Source organism: Paenibacillus sp. O199 (assembly GCF_001636635.1).
Lineage (GTDB): Bacteria > Bacillota > Bacilli > Paenibacillales > Paenibacillaceae > Paenibacillus > Paenibacillus marchantiae.
Genome location: NZ_LGRP01000001.1, coordinates 304,767 through 330,306, shown reverse-complemented (window position 1 = coordinate 330,306; position 25,540 = coordinate 304,767). Strand labels below are relative to the sequence as shown.

Below are 25,540 nucleotides of genomic sequence, written 5' to 3'. Positions count from 1 at the left end.
GTGATGATTATGTAAACACACATCTGAAATCATTATAAAATCAATATTTGATCAAGAATGAGGAGGTGGCTTAACCAATTGTGTAATCAATGTAATTCGATGCTACTCCACAATCATATCGATAGGGGTTCGAATTTAAAGCTTCGAGATACTACCAATCGAGTAGATGAATTGATACAAACAGCCCATGATATGGGACATAAGGGTGTTGCTGTCACAGATCACGAATCGATTTCAGCTCACGTTAAAGCGATCCAAGCCACAGGAAAGTTAAAAGAAGAAGGTAAAATTGATAAAGATTTCAAACTGATTCTGGGCAATGAAATTTATTTAGTGGACAGTCTTGAGGAAGTAAGAGACAACTATAAATCCGGTGGAGTCACCAAGTTTCCTCATTTTCTTTTGTTGGCTAAAGATGAAACTGGTCATGAACAAATTCGACATATGAGTTCTGTTGCATGGAATCAGTCATACTTCACAGGCCCAATGTTAAGAACTCCAACAGTTAAGGATTTTCTGAAATCAATAGTAGATGAAGATCCCGGACATTTAATTGCCTCAAGCGCATGTTTGGGCTCCCCACACTGTATCGGTCTTCTAGAGATGAAGCATTATCTGGAGCAGGGAGAGGAAAGTAAAGCAAAAGAAGCATATAAAAGAGTATGTGAGTTTACTGACTGGTGTATTGGAGTGTTTGGAAAAAATGATTTCTACCTTGAGCTCCAGCCAGCATATAGTGAGGAGCAAATTTATTGTAATAAAGAACTATTAAAATTAGCTGAAAAGTTTGATCTTAAATACATTGTTACAACTGATAGCCACTACTTACGTCCAGAAGATCGAATCGTCCACAAAGCATTCCTTAATTCAAAAGACGGAGAGCGAGAAGTTGATGCCTTTTACGAGGCCACCTTTGTGCAGAACCACGAAGAAATAAATGAACGTTTGAGCTACTTGAGTCACGATATTGTTAAAAAGGCTCTAGATAACACAATGGAAATTGGCAACAAAATCAAAGAATATACCATACTTAAACCAACAGTTATTCCAAAGATTGATTTGCCTGAATTTGAACTAAGAGGGCTATTTAAATCAATTTACAACAAGTACGAATTTATAAATAAAATGGCTCATGCACCGAACCCACAAGATAAATACATAGTTAAACTTATTGAAGACGGATTTTATGAGCACCTACCATATAATACATATAGTAAAACTAAGTTACACGAAGTAGCAAACAGAATCGATACAGAGCTTGGAGAACTTTGGAGAATTTCAGAAAGTCTTAATCAATCAGTAGCAAGTTATTACATAACAGTTCGAGAAATTGTTAACGTTATCTGGGATGATGAATGTGGAAATAGTCTAGTTGGCCCTGCTCGTGGTTCCGCTGCTGGATACTTAATTTGCTTCCTTTTGGGGATTACTCAAATTAACCCTCTTGAATATGATATTGAGATGCCACATTGGAGACATTTGACCTCGGAACGACCAGAATTTCCAGATATCGATATAGATACAGAAGCAGCAAAACGTAATCAAATCTTTAGACAACTTAAAAAATACTTCGGTGAAGACAGAGTATTGCAAGTCTGCACTTTTGGTACTGAGGCATCCAAATCAGCGGTTCAAACTGCTGCAAGAGGATTGGGGATTGATAATGATACAGCAATGTATGTTTCTGGATTGATTCCTTTCGAACGTGGAAGCAGTTGGACTTTAAATGATTGTGTTTATGGTGACGAAGAAAAAGAAAGAAAACCTGTTACAGAGTTTATTAACGAGATAAATAAACATGAACATTGGCTTAATGTGTCGATGAAGATTGAAGGATTGGTAAATAAAAGAAGTATCCATGCGAGTGGTGTTATTGTATTTAATGAAGAGTTCTACAAGACCAATGCAATGATGACTGCACCCAATGGAACACACGTTACACAGCTAAGTCTTGAAGATTGTGAAGCAGTATCTAATATGAAATTTGATCTTTTGACTATTGAAGGACTTGATAAAATCAGGGTTTCACTGGATAAGTTACTTGAGAAAAATCTAATGGAATGGCAAGGGAACTTAAGATCCACCTATAACAAGTATCTTCATCCAACAAACATTGATATTGAAAGTCCCAAAGTATATGAGCTAATAGGACAAGACAGCATTACCGACTTATTTCAGTTTTCTACAGAAATAGGAATTCAAACAGTTAAAAGAACCAAACCAACTAATCTAATTGAATTAGCATCAGCCAACTCTCTTATGAGACTTATGGGAGGTGGACATGGGAAGGAAACACCAATTGATAGTTTTATCCGTTTTAAAAACAATATTGACGAATGGTACGAAGAACTTAATGAAAATGGCTTAAATCAAGACGAAATCGAGACAATGGAAAGCCATCTACTTAAACTAAACGGTGTTGCTGACACGCAAGAATCAATAATGTTGCTATCCATGGATAAGAAAGTAGCAGGATTTACAATCAAGGATGCTAACAAACTTAGGAAAGTAATCGCAAAAAAGAAAGCCGATGAAATCGAAGACATTAGAAATACCTTCTATAAAAAGGGTTTGGAACTTGGGAATCGTCAAGAAATTCTTGATTATGTGTGGAATGTGCAGATAGTAAGACAGCTTGGATATTCTTTCTCTGTACTTCATACCCTCGCATATTCAATAATCGCCCTACAAGAAGCAAACCTTAACATCAACTACGATCCTATCTATTGGAGAACAGCTTGTTTGACGGTAAACTCGGCATCGATTGATGATGACAGTGATGAAGAAGAAAATCACAAAGCTCAGTCAACCAACTATGGAAAGATTGCAGCAGCAATTGGTAATATGCAAAGTCGTGGTGTAATGATCGGCCTCCCAAGTATCAATAAAGCTGGATTCGGTTTTGAGCCTGATATCGAAAATGATCAGATTATTTTCGGTCTAAAAGGTATTAACGGTATAGGTGATGATGTCGTTCAAAATATCATCAAGAACCGCCCATACACTAGCTTCGATGATTTCTTGGTCAGAATGCATGATTCATCGGTTATCAAAAAGTCACAAGTACTACAGTTAATTAAAGCCGGATGTTTTGAAGATTTTGGGAATCGGATGAAAATCATGACTGCATTTATTGCTAAATTGTATATACCTAAAACAAAGTTAAATCTACAGAACTTAAATGCTGTAATTGAAAGCAACATCATCCCAAATGAAATGAGCAAGTACACTAAACTTTTCAATTTTAGAAAGTATGTTATGAAACACATTCACAAAAAAGACGGTAAAGATAAACTTTACGCACTTGATAAAACTTCAACTCCATTTTACTATGAGCACTTTTCTGGAGAGGGTATAGTTGACTATCATAATAACTTCCCAATTATTAGAGAGTCGAGCTTCAAAAAAGAATATGACAAGAAGATGGATGGCATCAAGGAATGGCTCTCTACTCAAGAAGTTTTGAATTTGTTCAATACTAAGCAATATGAAAAAGAATGGAATACGCATGCTGAAGGAACCATTAGCAAGTGGGAAATGGATTCACTATCATTTTATTACACAGAACATGAGCTGAAGGATATCGACAAAGAGAAGTATGGAATTGTTGACTATAGCAGCCTTCCTGAAGAGCCAGTAATAACAGAAATGATGCATTTTAGAAATGGATCTAGACCTAAGTTTAAGTTGAGTCTGATTGCCGGGACTGTTCTTGATAAAGACAAAAACAAGAACACAGTGACAGTGCTTACAGTAGATGGCGTAGTTACAGTCAAATATTATGATGGTGCTTTTGCCCATTACAATAAACAAATTTCTAAGCCTAGGCCAGACGGAACAAAAGAAGTTGTAGAGAAGACTTGGTTTAGTAGAGGTAATAAGCTTGTGTTATATGGATACCGAAGAGGGGCGCAGTTTAGACCCTATAGATATAAAGATTCACCAATTAACCACACTACAATGCTTATCAACAAAATAGATTCATATGGAAATATTAAGGTAACTCAAGAAAGAGCTAAAGTATAAAAGGAGACCAGAGAAATGGAGAACAAGTTTAGTAAGTCAAAGATTGAACAGATTATTGGGCGTACATTGACCAATGAAGAATATAAAGAAGTAATTGATACAGTACTAAATCAGCTACTGGCTGAAAAACAAGAAGGTAAATAAGAGAGGAATGATTGATTGGCTACAAATCTAGGCAAGGTTTTCGAAGAAGACTTTCAGAAGTCTGCTGCACAAGGGGCGGAAAAAATATTTTTTACACGCTTAAAAGACACGTTTATTCCACCGGATCTTCGCAACAGAGTTAGAGTAACAAAAAATGATTATGACTGTATGATGTTTGCGAACAGCCACATTTTTACACTAGAACTTAAATCAACAAAGGATAAGTCGATCAGCTTCCAAGAAAGTGTAATCAAGCAACATCAGATCGATAAACTAAATGAAGCAAATACATATGATGGTGTTATATCAGGTTTCATAATGAATTTCCGTGAGCCAGATAATAAAGTGTACTTTATACATATAGAAGAGTTTTTGAAGTATCAAAACATAGCTCAGAATCAAATCAAGGAACATACATATAGAAGCAAAGTAAATAAAAGTAGTATTTCACTAGCGATATGCGAAGAAATAGGAATTGAGATTAATGGATTTAAACCTAGAACGAGATGGCACTATCACTTAAAAGACTTTATAACGGAGGCAATTAATACATATGGAGCGAATGAGGAAGTGGTTTTAAAGTGAATGAAAACCTAAGATTGAAACGAATGTCTGAATATACAATTACTAATACATATGCTGCTGTTTATGACTTTGATAAAAAAGAATTTGAAGACATGTTCTCAAACTGGATTGAAGATATGCTTAATAAATACTCAGATGTAGAACATTTGTCCGATTAATTGTGTTATAATAAGAATAAAAATATATAAAGAGAGGAATTTTAATGTGATTGTATTAAAAGATATGCAGAAGTTAAATGCATCTCAAATTACAGCCTTGATCGGTAAGATCAGGGCTATTGTTTATACTCGTGTATCATCTGACATTCAAATTGATAATTATTCACTAGAATCTCAGATCGACATATGTGTAAAAGATGCAAAAGATAAGTTTGATATCAACGAAGATGAGATTATTGTTTTACGAGAAGAGGCAGAGTCTGGAGATAATCCTAACCGTCCAATGCTGAATTACATACTTTTCTTACTACAGAAAGGATTGGGAACAAAAGTCATCTTTCTACACCCAGATAGACTGAGCAGACATTTGCACTTGCAACAGCAAATTACACATCAAATTTGGGAACTTGGCTGTGATTTGCACTTTGTTGAGTTCGATTTGCAAAAGGGAAATGCCGAGTCAATGTTAAATTACAATATCCAAGGTTCCATTGCTCAATACAATAAAGCTAAAATCCTTGCAAATACGAAACGTGGTAGAAGGACGATGGTTTTTAACAATAAAATACCCGGGATGAATCGTATTTATGGATATACCTATGATAAAGATTTAAATACCCTTGTTGAGAATGAATATGAAAAAGAACGATATCTGACAATGGTCAATATGATATTGGAGGGCTCAACTGGTTCAGAGGTTGCCGCATACTTAGCTAAAAAGAAGTATCCTGCACCAAAGGGAGACAAATGGTATCAAGCAACCATCAGTCGAATACTCAGAAATGAGTCTTATATGGGTACATACTATTATGGAAAAACTGAAGTAGTGCGAATCAACGGTAAGAAAAAACAAGTACCAAAACCCAGAGAGCAATGGCAGAAAATTACTATACCTGCTTATGTTGACGAGGTTACATTTGGTCGCTTGCAGAAGTGTTTAGATGGAAATATAAAAAATGGTGGTCGCCCCTCAGAAGATTACCTACTAAAAGGGATTGCCAGATGTGGAAGATGTGGAGCTGCCGCTTCGTCTGGCATTACCACGAGGACGCAAAATGGATTGCTTAAATACTATAGTTGCACAAGAAAGACAAAAAAATCGTATAGTGTTGAAACTGGAGAATCCAATAAACTTTGTTTAGGAGAAAATTGGCGAGTTGATATGGTAGACTCTCTCATTTGGAACGAAGTAGTGAAGCTGATTGATAATCCTAAAACTCTGATCGATAAGATGCTTGAGAGAATTTCAGATGTATCAAAAGTTAGAGACATGGAAAGAAATAGAGATGAGATTATCAAATTGATTAAAGAAAAAGAGTCTTCAAAGGCGAGATATATTGATCTGTACGCAGATGGAATAATTAAATCTAAAGATGAACTCTCTATTAAATTGGAACCAGTAGAGAATGAGATTGATGAACTAAACAAAGAACTTGGCGCAATAAATGATAACCTTAAATTAAGTCAGAGTGATGACGATAATATACAAGTAGCAGTTTCAATGCTAAATAAGTACAGGAAAATAGTTAAGGATAGTCTGTCTATAGAAGATAAAAGAAGGATAATGAAGCTATTCATCGAAAAGGTGATATTAAATGATAATAAAAGGCTGGAGATAGTATATAAATTCAGCACTTTTAAGGAGATTGAATCTATTAATTCATCTAGTAACTCTATCAATCACCAAGTCAATGGAAGATAATAAGAATCAATTTATCCTCATCTTGGCGGGATACTCGGAAGAGATTGATTTTTTTCTGCAGACGAATCCCGGATTACCTTCCCGTTTTCCGATCCAGGTTGAATTTCCGGACTATAGCATTGATCAATTGATTCAAATCTCCGAGATTATGGCTAAGGAACGTGACTATATTCTCATGCCACAGACCATACTCAAACTAAAGCAGCATCTGCTTCAGGAAAAAAATGAATCTCTTCATGCGTTCAGCAATGCCCGATATGTCCGAAATGCCATTGAACGATCGATTCGCCATCAGGCAGTTCGACTATTGGAACAGTATACCCAGGGAAATCCGGGAAAACTAGAGCTGATGACCATCCGCACAGAGGATTTGAAGTTTGAGCAAAAGTAAGCGATAATATAATTTTTAACGCAGCCGGCCGGGTTAACCGGTTCGGCTTAAAGCATGCCATGGAACCATGGTGGCACAGAATATATGCGGAAACGTAATAGAAGGAGTGAATATACACGATGACAAATGGAACACATGATACAGATATGGTGAAGAAGGATCGCGCCGTGTTGGTGAGTCTGGTTACCGATGAGGTCAAACGTTCGGGTATTAACCCGGAGTACTCCCTTGAGGAGTTGGTAAAACTGGCCGAGACGGCAGGCGTGGAAGTGCTGAGTGTATTGTCACAGAACCTGAAAACCCGGGACACCAAATGGTTCATTGGTAAGGGGAAAGTGGAAGAACTTCGTGCAGTGGCTGAGGAAATGGGAGCAACAACAGCTATTTTTGACCAGGAGCTGTCCGGTGCTCAAGTTCGTAACCTGGAAGAAGCGTTGGATCTCAAAATTATTGACCGCACCCAGCTGATTTTGGATATCTTTGCGCAGCGCGCCAACACAAGAGAAGGTATTATCCAGGTTGAGTTGGCTCAGTTGAGCTATTTGTTACCACGTTTGTCGGGTCACGGAAAGAATTTGTCCAGACTTGGTGGCGGAATTGGAACGCGGGGTCCAGGTGAAAGTAAACTGGAGACGGATCGTCGACATATTCGTGGCCGCATAGATGACTTGAAGCGTCATTTGGAAGAAGTGACACGTCATCGCAAGCTGCACCGGGAACGTCGCAAGAAGACGGGGATCGTTCAGGTAGCCCTTGTAGGTTATACGAATGCGGGTAAATCCACCTTGCTTAAACAATTAACGGCCGCAGATGTGTATATTCAAGACCAGCTGTTTGCCACACTGGATCCAACCTCACGGACGATGGAACTGCCAAGTGGTAAAGAAATCGTACTCACAGATACGGTTGGGTTTATACAAAACCTTCCTCATGATCTGATTGCGGCTTTCCGGGCAACGCTGGAGGAAGTGAATGAAGCGGACCTTATATTACATGTGGTCGATGCATCATCTGCAATGCGTGAAGACCAGATGAGAACTGTACACACGATTTTGCAGCAACTGGGTTCAGGGGACAAGCCTCAATTGGTATTGTATAACAAAAAGGATGCTTGTACACCGGAGCAGCTTGAGATGCTTCCTTTGGATAAAGAACATATCAAAGTGAGCGCTCTAGATGCAGATGACTTGCTGAAAATTCGTGAGCTTATCCAGGCTGAATTGACTGGCGCTACCAAACGGTTCCGTATTCCGGCTGAGCGTGGCGATCTTACATCTGTACTTTACAAAATAGGCGATGTTGTTGAGACCACATTTGAAGATAATGATGTAATTTATGAAGTGGAACTGCAAAAAGGCGAATATGAGAAATTCGGTTATTTACTTGAAGATTTCATACAACTGTAACATCGATGACATATTTGTATGATAAGTTGACACGATAATTGATGTTTGACGTCAGATTCGTGCTATGAAGGGGAATGAAGCAAGATGGCAAGCTTTGATTCAGAGATTATTGAACTTCAACGACAGGTTGAACGTCAGATTGAGGGGCAATTGCAACAGATTGACCGGATCACCGATCATAACCAATGGAAAGTAATCAATGCTTTTCAGCGTAGAAAAGTCAGTGATTTTCACTTTGCGGGTTCAACGGGGTACGCTTATAACGATCGCGGGCGTGAGGTGCTTGATGAAGTGTATGCCGATGTGTTTGGTGCAGAGGCGGCACTGGTGCGTCCCCATTTTGCATCAGGTACACATACTATTGCTACAGCTTTGTTCGGTGTACTTCGTCCAGGTGACGAGTTGTTGTACATTACGGGTAAGCCCTATGACACATTGCATAAAGTCATTGGCAAGCCTGGTGATGGAACAGGATCATTACGGGATTTCGGAATTGGCTATCAAGAGACGGGTCTGTTAGAAGATGGCGGAGTAGATTGGGCGGCGGTAGAGAAAAGTATCAATGCAGCGACAAAAGTCATTGGTATTCAACGCTCCAGAGGATATGATTGGAGATCTTCCTTCTGTATTGAAGAAATCGCTGATATGGTTACACGTGTAAAGGCGATCAAGGAAGATGTCATCATATTTGTGGATAACTGTTATGGTGAATTCACGGAGGAACGTGAACCAACTGAAATCGGGGTAGACCTGATGGCAGGTTCACTGATTAAAAATCCCGGTGGAGGTCTAGCGGAAACCGGTGGATACATATGCGGGAAGGAAAAGTACGTGCAATTGGCTGCCTATCGTTTGACTGCTCCTGGAATTGGCGGTGAGGTTGGCGCGATGTTGGGAACAACTCGTGGCATCTACCAAGGACTTTACATGGCTCCGACAATTGTAGGACAGGCCGTTAAAGGGAGCACATTCGCTGCGGCGATGTTTGCTGCATCCGGATTTGTAACCAAACCGGCATGGAACGAGATGCGTACAGATCTGATTCAGGCTGTTCAATTCAGTTCGGCCGAGCATTTAATTGCCTTTGTACAAGGGATACAGCGGGCTGCTGCAGTAGATAGCCATGTAGTTCCTGAACCTTGGGACATGCCGGGTTACGAGCACCCTGTCATCATGGCGGCAGGTACGTTTATACAGGGTGGGAGCCTTGAATTGTCGGCAGATGCGCCTATCCGTGAGCCTTTTATTGGCTATATGCAGGGCGGTTTAACGTACTCTCATGTTAAATATGGCGTTTTGATGTCATTACAGACCATGAAAGAACGCAAATTATTGTGAGTTTATCTAACACATCATTGACACTTAGTAATAACTAAATGTACAATAGAGTGAAGAATAGATGACTGGAAGGTTGATGAATGATGGGTGACGAAATTCGCAGAAATATGGCCTTATTCCCGATAGGTATTGTAATGAAACTTACGGATCTGTCCGCGCGTCAGATTCGTTATTATGAGCAGCACAGTTTGATTGTTCCTGCGAGAACGTCAGGTAATCAGCGTTTGTTCTCTTTCAATGACGTAGAACGATTGCTGGAAATCAAGGCTCTGATTGAAAAAGGAGTTAACATTGCAGGCATTAAACAAGTGATGAATCCTGTATCTAAAGAGTCAGAAGAAGCGACTGTTATTACAGCCGATACGGAAGTGAAACGTAGAGAACTATCGGACTCCCAACTACACCGTCTGCTTAAACAACAACTGGTGTCAGGTAAGAGACCTGGACAAGTATCTCTCATCCAGGGAGAGCTTTCCCGTTTCTTTAATAAAAAATAAGTTCGTATAACCTCGTAAGTCAGGGGAAATCCTGCTTTTGGGTAGGAGGACTCCTTGACCCATGCAATATTCTAATGTACAAATATAACAGGCAAGCCAAATACGCAGAGAAGAAAGGGAGAGGGTATCGTGAGTTTTACTAAAGAAGACATACTACGTATCTCAAAAGAAGAAAATGTACGATTCATTCGTTTGCAATTTACCGATTTGCTTGGAGCAATCAAAAACGTTGAGATCCCTGTGAGCCAGCTTACTAAGGCTCTGGACAATAAAATGATGTTTGATGGATCTTCCATTGAAGGTTATGTGCGTATTGAAGAGTCCGACATGTACCTCTATCCGGATCTCGATTCTTGGCTGATTTTCCCTTGGGTAGCCGAGAACCGTGTTGCTCGACTGATTTGCGACGTATATCTTCCGGATGGTAATCCGTTTCCAGGAGATCCGCGTGGCATCTTGAAACGAAACCTGAAAGAAGCCGAAGAAATGGGATTCACTTCCTTCAACGTCGGTCCTGAACCAGAGTTCTTCTTGTTCAAAACAGACGAAAAAGGAAACCCGACTAACGAACTGAATGACCAAGGTGGATATTTCGACCTAGCGCCTACGGATCTTGGTGAAAACTGTCGTCGTGACATTGTTATCACACTTGAAGAAATGGGCTTTGAGATCGAAGCTTCCCACCATGAGGTAGCTCCAGGTCAGCATGAGATCGACTTTAAATATGCTGATGCTCTAAAAGCAGCAGACCAGATCCAAACGTTCAAACTCGTTGTTAAAACGATTGCACGTCAGCATGGTCTACATGCTACCTTTATGCCGAAACCACTGTTTGGTATGAACGGTTCCGGTATGCACTGTAACCAATCCTTGTTCCAAGGCAAAGTGAACGCATTCGTAGACGAGTCGGACGAACTGGGTCTGAGCAAAACTGCACGTCACTTCATGGCTGGAACTTTGAAGCATGCGCGTGCGTTTGCAGCAATTACGAACCCAACTGTGAACTCATACAAACGTCTTGTACCAGGTTACGAAGCACCTTGTTATGTAGCTTGGTCCGCTAGTAACCGTAGTCCAATGATCCGTATTCCAGCTTCCCGTGGTCTGAGTACACGTGTTGAGGTTCGTAATCCGGATCCGGCTGCTAACCCATACTTGGCTTTGGCTGTTTTATTGAAAGCAGGTCTGGACGGAATCAAACGTGAGCTTTCCTTACCTGCTCCGATTGACCGTAACATCTACATCATGTCAGAAGAAGAGCGTGTGGAAGAAGGCATTCCAAGCTTGCCGGCTGACCTGAAAGAAGCATTGAATGAATTGATCCGCAGCGAAGTTATCTGTGATGCTCTTGGCGACCACGCCCTGGCTCACTTCTACGAGCTGAAAGAAATTGAGTGGGACATGTATCGTACACAAGTCCACCAATGGGAACGCGATCAATATATCACGTTGTACTAATTAAAAAAACCTTGTAACTACGGGGTTTTGGTTTTGAAGGAATGAGCCGGGGGACGTTTGGAGGGAATTGCACTTCTATTGAGGTTGCGTCCCCCAAACGTCCCCCGATTTTTTATTTTCTGATCCAAAAATACGGGAAGTGTAATCTTCATACTTATCAATGTTCCGCTTTTCTAGCTTTTTAGAAATATGAGCATACACATCGGATGTAATTTGCACACTGCCATGCCCAAGCTGCTCTTGTACAAATTTTATGTCAGCCCCAGCTTCTAGCATGATCACAGCATAGGTATGTCTCAAGGAATGAATTGTTAATTCCTCACTTAAACCAGCCTTTCTCAAAATTCTCTTTGAAGCATTAAAGAGACTAGATATAGGCATCGGACTACCATCATTCCTGCACAAGACCAGGTTTAAATCGTGTCTGTACATTGATTCCCCTAAATTGATCTTATTTTGATTCTGCCATGAAGCATGATACCTCAAATCATTTATGATTCCGTTACTTACGCTAATTGTGCGGGTAGAATTTCCGGTTTTTGTATCTCCGAAAAGTTCGTCCTCGTCTTCAGCTTGAAAATCGAGTGTTTCATCCACGTATCACTAGCGATGATATGGTTCACCTACTAAATGAAATACAAAAGTATATGAACGGTGGATTGGTTTACATCCCTAAATCAAAAGGTTTGCGTAAAAAATGGGGTGAAAATTCAGGCAGCAGAAAAATTTTGAATCTTAGAAATGATGAAATCCGGCAAAAGTTTCTCGATGGTGACACTATCGATCAACTTTCAGATCGATTTTGCCTTTCAAGCGATACTATTAAAAAGATCGTTTATACAAAATAATAGTTTAACAAAAGTCGCATTGGAAGAAATTCTAATGTGACTTTTTTGTGTATAGTATAGTTTAAATTGTTTACTACATATTTTTAAGCTTTTACTATCGTTAAAATAACATATAAAAGAAGTAGTTGATTTTACTTCATAAAAACTGTAGGGGGATAACAAATGAATGATTTTTTTAGATTTGATACTCATGAAGAACGGCGGGCGTTATTAATCAGAGCAAGGAAAGTCGCTTTATCTGCAATTCGAAAGTATTCCTTAGAATGGGATAGCATCCAGTTTATTCAACTATCCGATACGATCACGTATAAAATTGAAACCAGTACAGATAACAATTATTTACTTCGCATTCATTCGGACCGATTAAGCAGAGAGGAAATTCGCTCTGAACTCCTACTGTTACAAGCACTGAACAAATCGAAAGATCTAAATGTACCAGAAGGGATGGCAAGTTGTGATGGTATTTATGTATTGGACATCGAAACAGAGATAGGATATAGGCGCCCTTATGTAACGATGATGCGGTGGATAGAGGGTGAAAAAGCAGCAGGTGAATTTACAGATAGTCAAGCATATAATATAGGTATATTGATGAGCAGGCTCCATGCAGCAGCAAAGGATTTCAATCCACCTTCTGATTTTGTAAGACCTACTTGGGGAGTAGAAAGTTTTAAACGTGAAATGGCTAAGTTGGAACTTTACTATGAACGTTTTTTATCCGAAGAGGGATGGAAGCTGTATCAAGATGCAGCTGAGAAGGTTGTATCCCAACTTACCACTATGCATCCAAGTGAACATAACTATGGGCTCATTCATGCTGATTTACATACCGGTAATATGGTTTTTAAGGATAATGAACCCTATCCGATTGATTTTGGAAGATGTGGGTACGGATATTATCTCTACGATATGGCAGGCACCATATTGGAGCTTTGGCCAAAGCATCGATGGATGCTTATCCAAGGTTATGAGAGTATTAGGAAGTTGGAAACGGACTATATTCGGGATCTGGAATGTTTTTTTGTCATGTTCATGATCGAGAACTACTGCCATCACGCCTCTGATGCAAGAGAAACAGCCAGTTTAATCGATGAACAAAAATATGCCCAAGCATACATAAGAGAATATTTAAATGGTAATCCATTTTTATTCGAAGTGATCGAGCCTGTAAATATGGATTAATACTAACCGATAACGGGCTAAAATAATGATATAATATGGTAATGGTTTACAATAAGTCGCTGTTTAGAGTGTTTGTTCATATCATCAAGTCTTAAAAACGTGAGCTATGACTTCGAGTTTATATATAAGATCTACTTGTGTACTTAGCGCTGAAACTTTTCTGTTTATTATGAAGATTTATGCTTATTCATGAAGTTTGTCCGATCCAGTTGTTCTTCAGCTTCTCTAGCTCTCCTTCATTTTCGGGGTATATTATGACGGAGCTGTTTGGGTAGTTTCGTGATTTTTTAAACTGGCATTCAGTTGGAATGAAGGCGACTCGGATTGGTGGGTCGTCTTTTTTCTTTTCTAGGGGCTTGATGGTTTGCGCCGGATGTTCAGGTCAGTGAGATGCCGAATACGGTTGAGGCATTATGGAAGATCGAGCTTTTATATGGAAAGCATCCTTCCTATACGGAGAGTACGTATGTGGTAAAGTTAACAACGAAGCTGGAGGGTGGAGCTTCGAAGTGCTTCTTGGTCATCGATTTGAGGGATAAGTTCGATGAGTTCCTCAGAGATTTTAATGTTTTTGGAAGTATGGAGAAGGCAGAGCTGCATCAAACCAATGATTATGTGAAGCACCTTAAAATTAACGGTCTATTCAGGAGAGTGCCTAACCTGCTGACGGAGTTGGAAGGCTCCGATGGTGCAGATGAAAGCTTGGAGTTGTTCAGCATGGTTACATTCTTTACCTACCCTTATTTGACTATGCCTGCAGTCCTAACAACAATCTATATTCTATTCAACGTTCCGTTGGATAATCTTACTACACAAAAAACTTGACGCTACCGCCGCCATACGAATATTTTAGAATGTAAGCTTTAAACTTCATATTCTGCAGAATTAGCATAATGTATTTATTAAGAACCCCATTATGTCTTTAAAGCCTCCTAATTCAATTGGACACTCGAAGCCACCTCAGATACACTAAATGAAATGAGGAGAGCGTCCATGAAAAGATGGAAACGGGAGGTTACAGTCCCATCACACAAGTTGAAAACAGCATTAATCAATCCTCAGTATGATCCTTCACAGACTTACGTTTCTCGGTTGGAGCGTCCAGAATGGGTAGCTGTAGGAATGATGGGAAAACTTCTGGTAAGAGATGATGGCACATGTCGAGAGAACGGGTACTGTATTCCTAATGCTGAAGGTGTTGCAACTGAAGCAATTGAGAGATATCGGGTATTGGAAAGAACTGAACCAAATCAAATTAGAATAGTTGTGAAATAGTAAATTAACAAAAGGGATGACAACTAAGTTATAAGTCCAATCTTCCAGACGATGGGCTTTTTTGTATTCTGGGATCGTCACACAGATGGTGTTTAATCTTTTGACTACGAAAAGATAAAGGGCATATTTACATAATTTACAGGCCAAACAGGACAGTCAAACTTGTCAGAAGCGAAGAAGATTACAGTTGGATTAAGATTGAAGAGATAATTGCAGCCGCTTTATAATTAAGTCGAGCCTCGGGATTTTTTCATGGCTCGATTGCTTTCTTCTATATATAAGTAACTTATAAGCAATTTTTATTTTGAATAAAGCATTGATATTTGATTCGTATAGCTTTGGGGGACGTCCCCCAACTTATGAAAACTTATGATCAGATTTGAATGTGCGATGTTGCATTTATCCCTAGTAATGCCCGTTTTTATTGAGATATGCCAACATATGAAACCAACGTACATAAAACGTACACAAGTCCACCAATGGGAACGCGATCAATATATCACGTTGTACTAATAGCTGAATCCCTTGGCGATCTAGCGCTGAGGGGTTTTTCTTTTCTGTGGGCAAGGAGATATAAAAAAAGCTAGGTAGAATATTATTCTACCTAGCTTTATGTCTATAGGAGCTCAGTCCTTAATTTCTAATAAATAATGCTCATATAACTTGTTAATTGAAGAGTTCGAAAGCAAGTGAGTGACTGCTTCAATCGATTCTCTCTTCCAATCAAACCAGCGCATTTCTTTTAACTTCATGATTTCTTCTTCTGAGAAACGCTTTCTAACTTCTTTTGCAGGATTTCCACCAACGATTGTATAAGGGGCGACATCTTTTGTTACAACTGAGCCTGCTGCAACAATTGCACCTTCACCAATGGTAACACCCGGCATAATCATTGCATTCATGCCGATCCATGCATCGCTTTCTATAATGGTATCTCCCTTGGGTGAGAAGGAATGGCTAATTTGATCAGCGAACGGATAAACAGTGATCCACTCCGCATGATGATTGTTATTTCCTCCCATAAGAATAACAACACCGGCTGCGATACATACATAATTACCAATAATCAATCGATCTATTTGCCAACCAAATTCCTCAGTGGGGTTGAATAAGCTCCTCGATTTGTCATCTCCCCATAAATATCTCACGCATCCGTCTTCAAAAGATGAATTGTTATCATAATAACCGGAGTAATAAGAGTAATCGCCGACTTCGATTAATGGATTGGTTACAATATCCTTTAAATACTTAATTTCAGACCAGTGATTAAATTGGTTTATATTCATTTTAGTTTCCTCGCTTCTAAGTTTTATTTCTGAGTAACTTAGAAGCGTGATGCGGTAGCCACATTCTTTAGTTTTTTTAGACGACGAATCATCTGAATCATCCTTCCTTAAGATATGAGGGCGATTATAACAATGACCTCTTTTTTTGTCAATCCTATTCTAATAAAGAGATGTCAGTGTGTATCCTCCCTCAAAGTGTATATAATGAAGAAAAAATTCAGGAAGAGAAAATATAAACAGAACACGTGTCCACCATTTGGAAGGATGGATACATCACGTTGGATTAAAACAGGAACGGAAATAAGAATGTAAAGAGGAAGCTAGTATACGTAGAATAAGTCTTAGCATATTAGTGTTAAGGCTTTTTATGTAGTCAATAAGAAATAGAATGGTTAATTAAATTATGATCATATCGTCGAAGCGAGAGTGCGTTTTAATTGTTTGCTCTGTTTTTACAGTATCTATATGTTGATAGTTTCATATAATTGCGTTATAATTTATTTATGTTTTTAGAAATTAAATTTTGAACAATTAATTGGAGATGTTAATATGGAACAAGAGAAGCGATTGGTTGCCGCACAACGGACATTTTTTTATACAGGTCAGACTAAGTCTATTGAGTACCGTATTCGTGCTCTTCAGCAATTAAGACAGGGAATTGAGAAATATCAGCAACGTATTCTTGACGCACTTCGTGCGGATCTAAATAAATCTGAAGCAGAGGCTTATGGCTCTGAGATTCGGATCGTGTTGGGTGAACTAGATTTTGCATTGGAACATTTGGAGCAATGGGCTACACCAAAACCTGTGCCTACAAATTCTGCTATACCTGATGGAACAAGCTTAATTTATCCTGAACCTTATGGAGTTGCTCTTATTATTGCACCATGGAACTATCCGTTCCAACTGGCTTTCGGCCCTCTAATTGGAGCCATTGCTGCGGGTAACTGTGCCATTATTAAGCCGTCTGAATTAACCCCAGCCGTGTCACGTCTGACTTATGATTTGATTCATGAGATATTTCCTAGTGAGTACCTGGCAGTTATGGAAGGGGAAGTCGAGACGAGTACGGCATTGTTGAAAGAAAAGTTTGATTATATTTTCTTTACAGGCAGTACAGGTGTTGGCCGCATTGTTATGAAGGCAGCTGCTGAGCATTTGACTCCAGTTACGTTAGAACTAGGTGGTAAGAGTCCGGTCATTGTCCACCAGGATGCAGATTTGAAGCTGGCAGCTCAGCGCATTGTGCGCGGTAAATTCCTGAATGCTGGGCAAACCTGTGTCGCTCCAGACTATTTGCTTGTGCACGAGGAAGTACATGACAAATTATTGGAATTGATCGGTGCAGAAATTCAGGATAAATTTGGAGACGATGTGATGAGAAATGCTGATTTCCCGCACATTGTCAACGCACGTAACTTTGATCGTTTATCGGTGTTACTCCAAGATGGCAAAACAATGATCGGTGGACATTCTGAACGTGATCAGCTGCTCATTGAACCAACAGTACTGGGCGAAGTGGATTGGAAATCCCCAGTGATGCAAGAAGAGATCTTTGGTCCAGTTCTTCCTGTATTTAAGTATACCGACCTCAATCCCTTGCTAGATGAGATTGTCCGCCGTCCAAAACCACTGGCATTATATCTCTTCACTCAGGATGAGGATCTGCAGAATCAGGTTCTGAATCAAGTATCTTTTGGTGGTGGTTGCATTAATGATACATTGTCTCATATGACATCACATTATCTTCCGTTTGGCGGCGTAGGAGAAAGTGGAATGGGTTCCTACCATGGTCAACAGAGTTTTGATGTGTTCTCTCATCATAAAAGCATTCTTAAACGCAGCGAATAATCTACTAACGTAGAACAATATAAGTTGTATAAAAAAAAAAGAGGTTGTCCCGTTGAACGGGACAACCTCTTTATGTATCTTATTGTGAGACTTCTGTACAAATTCAATACATATTAATGAATATCACGGAAAAGGCCAATGACTTTGCCCAGGATGCTAACGTGTTTCAAACGCAACGGTTCAAAAGTCGAATTTTCCGGTTGAAGACGAATATGATCTTTCTCTTTGTAGAACGTTTTTACCGTTGCTTCATCGTCTTCAGTCATGGCTACTACGATATCGCCGTTATCTGCAGTTTGCTGCTGACGTACGATAACATAGTCTCCGTTAACAATGCCTGCTTCAACCATACTGTCTCCCACGACCGAAAGCATAAATACTTTCTGTTCGCCTACATAATGCGTAGGAAGAGGGAAGTAATCTTCGATATTTTCTGTTGCTGTGATCGGAACCCCTGCAGTAACTTTACCCACGACAGGAATGCGAGCAACGCTGTGAGCAAACTGATGTGAATGCTCTGACTCTTCCTGGCTGAGAAGTTCAATGGCTCTTGGTTTGGTTGGGTCACGTCTAATCAGACCTTTCTTCTCCAAACGATCCAGATGTCCATGTACTGTAGAGCTGGAAGCCAACCCAACGGCTTCACCAATTTCGCGTACGGAAGGAGGATACCCCTTCAACCGGACTTCATTGCGTATAAACTCCAGAATAGCCTGTTGCCTGCTGGATATCTTCGACATACCGTATCAACCCCATTTTAGTAACGTTTGGGAAAATTATAACATAGAACCTCCGTTCGTACAAACATAAGTTCTAAATAAAATGCCATAAAATCAATGTTTTTTTGCAAATTAAGATGAAAATTTTCTTTTGGTCTAATCAAATACTGCAAATGACAATTCCAATACAATAGAAGAAAGATAATAGAATGTAGTATCAACAAAAAAAAGCGAACAATTGTTCTAAAAAGTTATTGTACAAAACATGTGTTCGTGTTATATTAATTTCAACAGGATAGGAACAAACGTTTGGAGGTCGATATTTAATGAGATATTCTACTTATCAAAGTATTTACGAACCGGTGCATTCAGAAGTGGTTGAAACTAACATAAGGAATTTTAAAAAGGTTTTTGCAAAAGGTAATGTCCCAACTTGGGTCTTGAAATTAATAATCGTAAGCTTAATTATACTGGTTGGATGCAGTACAGTATTGACTGTGTTCGCTGGCAATGAGAACGATCTGTTGCCTGGGGGGAAGATGGCAGTTTCACAAGGAGATACGCTATGGAGTATATCATTGGATCACAAACCTGAAACAATGGATACACGTGTATATATAGAAGCAATCAAGAAAGTGAATCAACTTCATTCAACTTCAATACAGGTGGGGCAAGTCTTAATACTGCCTCAATTCACAGATTAAAGCTGCATATCCACACGCGCTAATGCGTGTCAGCTTGACAAGCTGCCCTTAACATGTCAAAGTTAATATGACTTTGTATTTTTGGAGGGGACAAGCTTGGATATAGATAGTCTGGTAGCACGTATTAATGAATTGGCCCGTAAGCAAAAATCCACTGGATTGACAGAGGAAGAGCTCGCTGAACGTGCCAAACTTAGAGAAATCTATTTGAATAACATTCGAAGCAATTTCAGACAACAACTGGATACGATTGAAATTGTAGATGATGAGAACGATCAAGGCCACCAAGGCAAACTCAAACATTAAGGAAACCTAATGATATCATTATGATATTTAGGTTTTTTCCTGTTATCTAGAGGTTGCAAATTATAGGGGGAAATGTTGGTTTGCAATTATGTAAGCCGATACAAAGAACATCTAAGGGGGATTCTCATGTCGCGTTCGTTCGAGAGAACGGTTCGAAAAAATTCTAAGCAGTTGAATCAGCAACGTAAAAAAAGCGGTAAACCGGTTTCTGGCACACCAGGTGAGGACGTATTTAAAGGACGCAGTCTTCTGTTTCCTATTTTTCTGATCGGACTAGCATTCCTGTACCTCTTTATGAGTACATTTCTTGTCAAAGCTCCGATGACCACTTGGGACTGGGTGACCTTGTTGCTGTATGTATTTTTGGCAATCATCTTCATGCTCCGTCGTCCTTATGTCAAAATAGGAAGTAACCGGATTTTGACGACAAAAGGGAACCGTGAGCGTTCAATTGGAGTCGACGATATCGTGAAATTCAGAATTGAGCCAGGTACGGTTGTGATTGAGCATAATGCACGAGGTAAGAGATGGGTATTTACCAAACTACTGAATCGTTATGATACTGATGCAATTACTGAACGTCTTCTGAAATTCGCCAAAGCACATCAGATCACCGTGGAAACATACGAGAAAAAGTAATTTTGCATAAAGGGGAAGATGACCGAAATGGCGTTAAAAGCGATTTTGTTCGACCTAGATGATACTTTACTGTGGGATGAGCGCAGTGTTCGAGAGGCCTTTCATGAGACTTGCTTGATCGCAGCTCAAGAGACGGGCGTTAAACCCGAAGACCTTGAAGAAGCTGTTCGTAATGAGGCACGTAATCTGTATGAGTCTTATGAAACTTTTTCGTTTACCAAAATGATTGGGATTAACCCGTTTGAAGGTCTTTGGGCTAACTTCACGGGTGGGGATCAGCCTGAGTTTCGCCAGTTGGAGCAGCTTGCACCCGCATATCGTAAAGAGTCATGGCGTCGTGGCTTGTTAAAGTTGGGTGTTGATCGTGAAGATCTGGCGGAACAACTCGCCATACAATTTGGGGCGGAGCGGAGATCAAGACCCCATGTCTATGAAGAAACGATGGAAACGTTGAGTCATCTACAAGGGAAGTTCAAGCTTTTGCTTTTAACCAACGGCTGTCCTGCTTTACAACAAGAGAAACTTGATGGCGTTCCTGAATTGGCTCCTTTTTTTGACGAAATTATTATCTCGGGTTCGTTCGGTAAAGGCAAACCTGATCCTTCGATCTTCGAGCACGCATTGAGTAAGCTGGGAGTGCAACCTGAGGAGAGTATGATGGTTGGAGATAAGCTTACGACTGATATTCGTGGAGCATTGTCTGCAGGTATTCAGTCTGTTTGGATTAACCGTGAGAATAAAGAGAATACCGAATCGTATGTGCCTGACCATCAAATCAAGCATTTATCCGAATTGGAACGAATCATTGCTGAATTCTCAATGAGTGCATCATAAATCGTATTTTTAGTGTACTACACAAACATTGTTAGGTTTTATGAGATGTATTTTATCCATAAAACCTAACAATGTTTTTTTGTGTTGGGACAGCTTGAACTATATCGTAATAACAAAAGATGAATTTTTTTATTAAAAGTTATTGAAATTATAGAACTGCTGATTTAGAATATAACTAACATACTAGTATGACTAGTATGCGAATGAATGTAGCGAATATCTGTTGACTTACTTGAATGAAGTGGAAGCGGGAGTTATTCGCTATAATTCTCACATTATTTGTAAGCGCTTTACATAATCGATGTAAACCATTTAGTTCTGGAAATACAACATGAAGTGGTTAGTAAGAAAATGAGGGTAAGCATTTTAACCAATATGTGTCTCTAGTGATCTCCATAATTGATATCGCTTACATTATTTGTTTGGTTTTATTCTACTGGTGGGGGTGAAGTTCATCTGATTACTTGTCTTCTACAAAAAGAAGAGATGATAAGAATTGATCGAAAACGCTTTTATTTTATCAAGCTTAGGATCGGAGTGAAATAACATATGGAGTCGGAAACCGCTAAAACCACGCTAACGATGACATCTTTACGTAAAGAAAGCAGGTTAAGAACTGTTACAGCTCTGCTTCGCAAAGATTGGCAGCTGTACTCACTGTTAATTCTTCCAATTATCTATCTTATTATTTTCAAATATGGGCCCATGCTCGGTAATGTAATCGCATTTAGACGATTTGTACCGGGAGGCAGTATTTTTGGAGAGACGTGGGTTGGATTCAGGTATTTTCAGATGTTCATTCAAGACCCAACCTTTTGGAAAGTATTTGGGAACACACTTATGCTTGGTGGACTTGCGTTACTTTTCACCTTCCCAGTTCCGATTATTTTTGCATTGCTGCTGAATGAGGTGAAAAGCAAACGTTTCAAAAAGTTTGTGCAGACCGCATCTTATCTTCCGCACTTCTTGTCCATCGTCATCGTTGCCGGAATGATTCTGCAATTAACGGCAGTTAATGGCTCCATTAATGGAATGGTTTCATTCTTTACTGGTGACAGCATTCCTTTCATGCAGCGTGCGGAATGGTTCAGAACAATCTATATCACCTCTGAGGTTTGGCAAGGTATGGGGTGGGGAGCCATTCTATATTTAGCTGCATTGACAACAATTGATGATTCTTTGTATGAGGCTGCGCGGATCGATGGTGCGAACCGTTGGAAGCAAACCCTCCATATAACCATACCGGGCATTTTGCCAACGATCGTTACATTGCTGATTTTGAATATGGGTAATTTCCTCGCGGTTGGATTTGAGAAAATCTTGCTCCTTTACAATCCGCTGATCTACGAGACATCTGACGTGATTTCTACTTATCTGTACCGGGTAGGTTTGCAGTCGAGCAATTTCAGCTATGCTACCGCCATTGGTTTGTTCGAATCCATTATTGGACTGATCCTGGTATTCTCGGTTAATGCCATTTCACGCAGACTGACACAACGAAGCTTGTGGTAAAGGAGGAGCAATATGCTGGAATCAAAATCATACAAAGTATTTAAAGTTTTCAATGCTATCTTTTTGCTGCTTGTGGTATTCATCACGCTCTATCCGTTTCTGAATGTCGTGGCCCAATCTTTCAGTAGCGAGGCTTATATCAATTCAGGCAAGGTAAGCATTATCCCAAGAGGATTTAATGTAGAAACCTACAAGACCATCTCTCGCGACAGCATGTTCTGGACCAACTATAAAAACACAATTATATATACCGTTGTAGGTACTTTGATTTCCATGTTCATGACGACCATCTTCGCTTATGCCCTATCCAAGAAAAGATTGATGGGACGAAAATTTTTGACGATGTTCGCCGTGTTCACGATGTTTTTCAGTGGCGGCTTGATTCCTAACTATGTCCTGATTAACTCTCTGGGCTTCAATAACACGATGTGGGCACTAGTTGTGCCTGGTGCAATCAGCATTTATAACATGTTAATTATGAAATCATTTTTCGAAAACATGCCTGAGGAGCTTGAGGAAGCGGCAGCCATTGACGGTTTGAATACGTATGGCATTTTGTTACGGATCATTCTACCGTTGAGTAAAGCTGTCATGGCAACGATGGTTCTGTTTTACGCTGTGGGACACTGGAACTCCTGGTTTCCTGCCTTCCTGTATCTCGACAAAAAGGAACTGTTTCCCGTTACGATCTACTTGCGCAACATGATTGCAGGTGCAACGGGAGGTGCTTCGGCTGGTGCTTCAGCGGATAATTTGACTCAAATTTCTGCAAATATCAAATCGGTCACGATGGTACTCACCATTTTGCCTATTTTAACGATTTATCCATTTGTTCAAAGATACTTTGTAACCGGTATCATGTTGGGATCTGTTAAACAGTAATCCTAACCCGATATAGTTCAACATCTTGATTGTAAGGCCAATCTAAACCACATGCAGGGGGAGAATTGAATGAAACATAGACCACGTAAGCTTGTAGGCAAGATGGTATTGGCAACAATGATGAGTGTCGTTCTGGCAGCATGTAGCAACGGTGCTGGTGGAGAGAAAGTTGAACCAGAATCCAAGGGGGCCATGGAATCCTATGGTGTAGGAGAGACCTTCAAAGCCGCTGAACCATTTAATCTATCTATTCTGTACAGCGACCAGCCAGCATACCCGTACAAAAAGGATTGGCTCCTGTTCCAAAAAATCACGGAAAGAACAGGAGTCACGCTGGAGCCTACCATCGTTCCGATGAGTGACTATCCCCAGAAAAGATCCCTTCTGATCAGCTCTGGAGATGCCCCTCTGGTTATTCCGAAAACTTATCCGGGTGAAGAATCTGCTTTTGTATCCTCTGGTGCGATTTTGCCAGTGAGTGACTATGTTGATTTGATGCCCAATTTCAAAGATAAGGTTGAGAAATGGGGACTTCAGGATGAACTTGAGGGTCTTCGACAAGAAGATGGGAAATATTATGTACTCCCAGGTTTACATGAAGAGGTTTGGCCGGACTATACCCTTATTGTGAGAACTGATATTTTTGAGAAAAATAACATTGCCATTCCAAAGACATGGGACGAATTGTATGATGCCGCCAAAAAGCTAAAAGAAATCTATCCAGATTCCGTTCCGTTCTCAGATCGTTTCCAATTTAACAGTACCTTGAATATTGCTGCTACCAGTTTTGGAACGAAAGCTGGGTGGGGATTTGGCAATGGTTTAACGTATAAAGAAGATCAGGATGAATTTGTATACACTTCGACTACGCCGGAATACAAGGAAATGTTAACTTACTTTAACAAGCTTGTATCGGAGGGGCTGCTGGATAAAGAAAGCTTCACCCAGGACGATGACCAGGCTATTCAAAAGTTTGTTTCTGGAAAATCATTCATGATTAATGGTAACTCGCAAACGTTAGTACTGCACCGTAATGACATGAATAAAACATTGGGAGAAGGGAATTTCTCCATCGCCAAAATTACGGTCCCTGGTGGTCCAAAAGGCCAACTGATGTCTGGCTCCAGACTTGAAAACGGTGTCATGATTTCCGGGAAAATTAAAGACAGCGAAAACTTTAAAGCAACCATGCAATTTATTGACTGGTTATATTATAGTGATGAAGGTCAGGAATTTGCTAAATGGGGTGTTGAAGGCGAAACCTTCACCAAAAAAGACGGCGTTCGTAAGTTGGCCGAAGATGTGAACTATAACGGATTGAATCCAAAAGGCACAAAGGACTTGCGCATCGACTATGGATTCTCCGGTGGTGTGTTTGCCTATGGAGGAACCACAGATTTGTTGCACTCCATGTTTAGTGAGGAAGAACTGAAATTCCAGCAAGACATGAAAGATATCAAAGAAGTGGTTCCTGCGGAGCCTCCAATTCCTTACTCGGATATCGATCGTGAACAGGTGACACTGCTTAGCACACCGCTTAAGGATTTCTCGGATCAAAATACGCTTAAATTCATTTTGGGAGAACGCAAACTTTCTGAGTTTGATGCATTTGTAAAAGAGCTGGAGAGCCAAGGCTTGCCTCAGTATATGCAGCTTTCCAATGACACATATAAGAAGTACAAAGAAAACAAGCAACAATAGATGTAAACTGAAATTTGCCCATTGCCGTTTCATTTAGGGAATTTAAGTGGAACGGCAAATTGTGCTAAGATGGATGAATATGGCTGAGAGGAAGAG

Annotated in this window: 24 protein-coding genes and 1 pseudogene; 22 read left to right on the top strand and 3 right to left on the bottom strand. The window is 39.8% G+C overall.

What is annotated here, in order from left to right:
• Nucleotides 1-57: 57 nt before the first annotated feature.
• From A6049_RS01430 to glnA, 10 genes and pseudogenes are all read left to right on the top strand, one after another.
• Nucleotides 58-4,026, top strand: a complete 3,969-nt coding sequence (locus A6049_RS01430; protein WP_275078602.1) for a PHP domain-containing protein — start codon at nt 58-60, stop codon at nt 4,024-4,026.
• A gap of 15 nt (nt 4,027-4,041) precedes the next feature.
• The gene (locus A6049_RS34315; protein WP_275078601.1) at nt 4,042-4,170 is read left to right on the top strand and encodes a hypothetical protein; all 129 of its coding nucleotides are present in this window, start codon (nt 4,042-4,044) and stop codon (nt 4,168-4,170) included.
• Nucleotides 4,171-4,185: 15 nt separating this feature from the next.
• Nucleotides 4,186-4,755 (top strand): Holliday junction resolvase RecU, encoded by a 570-nt coding sequence (locus tag A6049_RS01425; protein WP_063562872.1) that lies wholly within the window; start codon nt 4,186-4,188, stop codon nt 4,753-4,755.
• On the top strand, nt 4,752-4,913 hold the full coding sequence (locus tag A6049_RS33690) for a hypothetical protein (RefSeq protein WP_205411979.1): 162 nt from the start codon (nt 4,752-4,754) through the stop codon (nt 4,911-4,913). Before A6049_RS01425 ends, A6049_RS33690 begins: the two co-directional genes overlap by 4 nt.
• Before the next feature lie 64 nt (nt 4,914-4,977).
• The gene (locus tag A6049_RS01420; protein WP_240321292.1) at nt 4,978-6,615 is read left to right on the top strand and encodes a recombinase family protein; all 1,638 of its coding nucleotides are present in this window, start codon (nt 4,978-4,980) and stop codon (nt 6,613-6,615) included.
• Nucleotides 6,590-7,006 (top strand): annotated as a pseudogene (locus A6049_RS01415) (AAA family ATPase); the annotation flags it as partial. The gene A6049_RS01420 and the pseudogene A6049_RS01415, both read left to right, overlap by 26 nt.
• 119 nt (nt 7,007-7,125) lie before the next feature.
• A complete protein-coding gene (hflX, locus tag A6049_RS01410; protein ID WP_024630468.1) occupies nt 7,126-8,412 on the top strand; it encodes a GTPase HflX in 1,287 nt (428 codons plus the stop codon).
• Between the two features lie 84 nt (nt 8,413-8,496).
• Nucleotides 8,497-9,750: a methionine gamma-lyase family protein gene (locus A6049_RS01405; RefSeq protein ID WP_063562870.1), complete on the top strand. Its 1,254-nt coding sequence runs from the start codon at nt 8,497-8,499 to the stop codon at nt 9,748-9,750.
• Nucleotides 9,751-9,833: 83 nt separating this feature from the next.
• Nucleotides 9,834-10,247: a MerR family transcriptional regulator gene (locus A6049_RS01400; RefSeq protein WP_063563200.1), complete on the top strand. Its 414-nt coding sequence runs from the start codon at nt 9,834-9,836 to the stop codon at nt 10,245-10,247.
• A gap of 129 nt (nt 10,248-10,376) precedes the next feature.
• Complete coding sequence (gene glnA, locus A6049_RS01395; protein ID WP_063562869.1) at nt 10,377-11,705, top strand: type I glutamate--ammonia ligase; 1,329 nt, start codon at nt 10,377-10,379, stop codon at nt 11,703-11,705.
• Between the two features lie 75 nt (nt 11,706-11,780).
• Here the strand turns inward: glnA and A6049_RS01390 are convergent, their stop codons facing one another.
• Nucleotides 11,781-12,302: a tyrosine-type recombinase/integrase gene (locus A6049_RS01390; RefSeq protein ID WP_240321272.1), complete on the bottom strand. Its 522-nt coding sequence runs from the start codon at nt 12,300-12,302 to the stop codon at nt 11,781-11,783.
• A gap of 17 nt (nt 12,303-12,319) precedes the next feature.
• On the opposite strand from A6049_RS01390, the gene A6049_RS33855 reads away from it, so the two are divergent.
• The 4 genes from A6049_RS33855 (at nt 12,320) to A6049_RS01375 (ending at nt 15,010) form a co-directional block, all read left to right on the top strand.
• Complete coding sequence (locus A6049_RS33855; RefSeq protein ID WP_090900093.1) at nt 12,320-12,553, top strand: CD3324 family protein; 234 nt, start codon at nt 12,320-12,322, stop codon at nt 12,551-12,553.
• Nucleotides 12,554-12,715: 162 nt separating this feature from the next.
• Nucleotides 12,716-13,735, top strand: a complete 1,020-nt coding sequence (locus tag A6049_RS01385; RefSeq protein WP_063562868.1) for a phosphotransferase enzyme family protein — start codon at nt 12,716-12,718, stop codon at nt 13,733-13,735.
• Between the two features lie 468 nt (nt 13,736-14,203).
• The gene (locus tag A6049_RS01380) at nt 14,204-14,560 is read left to right on the top strand and encodes a hypothetical protein (RefSeq protein ID WP_145921881.1); all 357 of its coding nucleotides are present in this window, start codon (nt 14,204-14,206) and stop codon (nt 14,558-14,560) included.
• Nucleotides 14,561-14,728: 168 nt separating this feature from the next.
• Nucleotides 14,729-15,010, top strand: a complete 282-nt coding sequence (locus tag A6049_RS01375) for a peptidase G2 autoproteolytic cleavage domain-containing protein (protein WP_063562866.1) — start codon at nt 14,729-14,731, stop codon at nt 15,008-15,010.
• 626 nt (nt 15,011-15,636) lie between these two features.
• Here the strand turns inward: A6049_RS01375 and A6049_RS01370 are convergent.
• Complete coding sequence (locus A6049_RS01370; RefSeq protein WP_063562865.1) at nt 15,637-16,296, bottom strand: CatB-related O-acetyltransferase; 660 nt, start codon at nt 16,294-16,296, stop codon at nt 15,637-15,639.
• A 549-nt stretch (nt 16,297-16,845) separates the two neighbouring features.
• Between A6049_RS01370 and A6049_RS01365 the strand changes: the two genes are divergently transcribed.
• A complete protein-coding gene (locus A6049_RS01365; RefSeq protein ID WP_063562864.1) occupies nt 16,846-18,147 on the top strand; it encodes an aldehyde dehydrogenase in 1,302 nt (433 codons plus the stop codon).
• A 113-nt stretch (nt 18,148-18,260) separates the two neighbouring features.
• Here the strand turns inward: A6049_RS01365 and lexA are convergent, their stop codons facing one another.
• A complete protein-coding gene (gene lexA, locus A6049_RS01360; RefSeq protein ID WP_024630400.1) occupies nt 18,261-18,887 on the bottom strand; it encodes a transcriptional repressor LexA in 627 nt (208 codons plus the stop codon).
• Nucleotides 18,888-19,192: 305 nt separating this feature from the next.
• Here lexA and A6049_RS01355 point away from each other — a divergent pair, with 305 nt between their 5' ends.
• The 7 genes from A6049_RS01355 (at nt 19,193) to A6049_RS01325 (ending at nt 25,444) form a co-directional block, all read left to right on the top strand.
• Nucleotides 19,193-19,570 carry a LysM peptidoglycan-binding domain-containing protein gene (locus A6049_RS01355; RefSeq protein WP_063562863.1) on the top strand — a complete coding sequence of 126 codons (378 nt, stop codon included), beginning with the start codon at nt 19,193-19,195 and terminating at the stop codon, nt 19,568-19,570.
• 96 nt (nt 19,571-19,666) lie between these two features.
• The gene (locus tag A6049_RS01350; RefSeq protein WP_024630398.1) at nt 19,667-19,876 is read left to right on the top strand and encodes a DUF896 domain-containing protein; all 210 of its coding nucleotides are present in this window, start codon (nt 19,667-19,669) and stop codon (nt 19,874-19,876) included.
• A 126-nt stretch (nt 19,877-20,002) separates the two neighbouring features.
• Complete coding sequence (locus tag A6049_RS01345; protein WP_063562862.1) at nt 20,003-20,515, top strand: hypothetical protein; 513 nt, start codon at nt 20,003-20,005, stop codon at nt 20,513-20,515.
• A gap of 27 nt (nt 20,516-20,542) precedes the next feature.
• Complete coding sequence (locus A6049_RS01340) at nt 20,543-21,349, top strand: HAD family hydrolase (RefSeq protein WP_063562861.1); 807 nt, start codon at nt 20,543-20,545, stop codon at nt 21,347-21,349.
• Between the two features lie 582 nt (nt 21,350-21,931).
• On the top strand, nt 21,932-22,861 hold the full coding sequence (locus A6049_RS01335) for an ABC transporter permease (RefSeq protein WP_371121626.1): 930 nt from the start codon (nt 21,932-21,934) through the stop codon (nt 22,859-22,861).
• A 12-nt stretch (nt 22,862-22,873) separates the two neighbouring features.
• Entirely contained in the window at nt 22,874-23,743 is an 870-nt protein-coding gene (locus A6049_RS01330) for a carbohydrate ABC transporter permease (RefSeq protein WP_024630394.1), read from the top strand.
• A 69-nt stretch (nt 23,744-23,812) separates the two neighbouring features.
• Nucleotides 23,813-25,444, top strand: coding sequence for an ABC transporter substrate-binding protein (locus tag A6049_RS01325; RefSeq protein WP_063562859.1), 1,632 nt, complete (start codon nt 23,813-23,815; stop codon nt 25,442-25,444).
• Nucleotides 25,445-25,540: the final 96 nt, after the last annotated feature.

Coding starts and splice junctions, on each gene's coding strand:
- A6049_RS01430 (WP_275078602.1), top strand. CDS start 58: ATGAGGAGGTGGCTTAACCAATTGTGTAATCAATGTAATTCGATGCTA.
- A6049_RS34315 (WP_275078601.1), top strand. CDS start 4,042: ATGGAGAACAAGTTTAGTAAGTCAAAGATTGAACAGATTATTGGGCGT.
- A6049_RS01420 (WP_240321292.1), top strand. CDS start 4,978: ATGCAGAAGTTAAATGCATCTCAAATTACAGCCTTGATCGGTAAGATC.
- hflX (WP_024630468.1), top strand. CDS start 7,126: ATGACAAATGGAACACATGATACAGATATGGTGAAGAAGGATCGCGCC.
- A6049_RS01405 (WP_063562870.1), top strand. CDS start 8,497: ATGGCAAGCTTTGATTCAGAGATTATTGAACTTCAACGACAGGTTGAA.
- A6049_RS01400 (WP_063563200.1), top strand. CDS start 9,834: ATGGGTGACGAAATTCGCAGAAATATGGCCTTATTCCCGATAGGTATT.
- A6049_RS33855 (WP_090900093.1), top strand. CDS start 12,320: ATGGTTCACCTACTAAATGAAATACAAAAGTATATGAACGGTGGATTG.
- A6049_RS01385 (WP_063562868.1), top strand. CDS start 12,716: ATGAATGATTTTTTTAGATTTGATACTCATGAAGAACGGCGGGCGTTA.
- A6049_RS01375 (WP_063562866.1), top strand. CDS start 14,729: ATGAAAAGATGGAAACGGGAGGTTACAGTCCCATCACACAAGTTGAAA.
- A6049_RS01370 (WP_063562865.1), bottom strand. CDS start 16,296: ATGAATATAAACCAATTTAATCACTGGTCTGAAATTAAGTATTTAAAG.
- A6049_RS01365 (WP_063562864.1), top strand. CDS start 16,846: ATGGAACAAGAGAAGCGATTGGTTGCCGCACAACGGACATTTTTTTAT.
- lexA (WP_024630400.1), bottom strand. CDS start 18,887: ATGTCGAAGATATCCAGCAGGCAACAGGCTATTCTGGAGTTTATACGC.
- A6049_RS01355 (WP_063562863.1), top strand. CDS start 19,193: ATGAGATATTCTACTTATCAAAGTATTTACGAACCGGTGCATTCAGAA.
- A6049_RS01345 (WP_063562862.1), top strand. CDS start 20,003: ATGTCGCGTTCGTTCGAGAGAACGGTTCGAAAAAATTCTAAGCAGTTG.
- A6049_RS01340 (WP_063562861.1), top strand. CDS start 20,543: ATGGCGTTAAAAGCGATTTTGTTCGACCTAGATGATACTTTACTGTGG.
- A6049_RS01335 (WP_371121626.1), top strand. CDS start 21,932: ATGACATCTTTACGTAAAGAAAGCAGGTTAAGAACTGTTACAGCTCTG.
- A6049_RS01330 (WP_024630394.1), top strand. CDS start 22,874: ATGCTGGAATCAAAATCATACAAAGTATTTAAAGTTTTCAATGCTATC.
- A6049_RS01325 (WP_063562859.1), top strand. CDS start 23,813: ATGAAACATAGACCACGTAAGCTTGTAGGCAAGATGGTATTGGCAACA.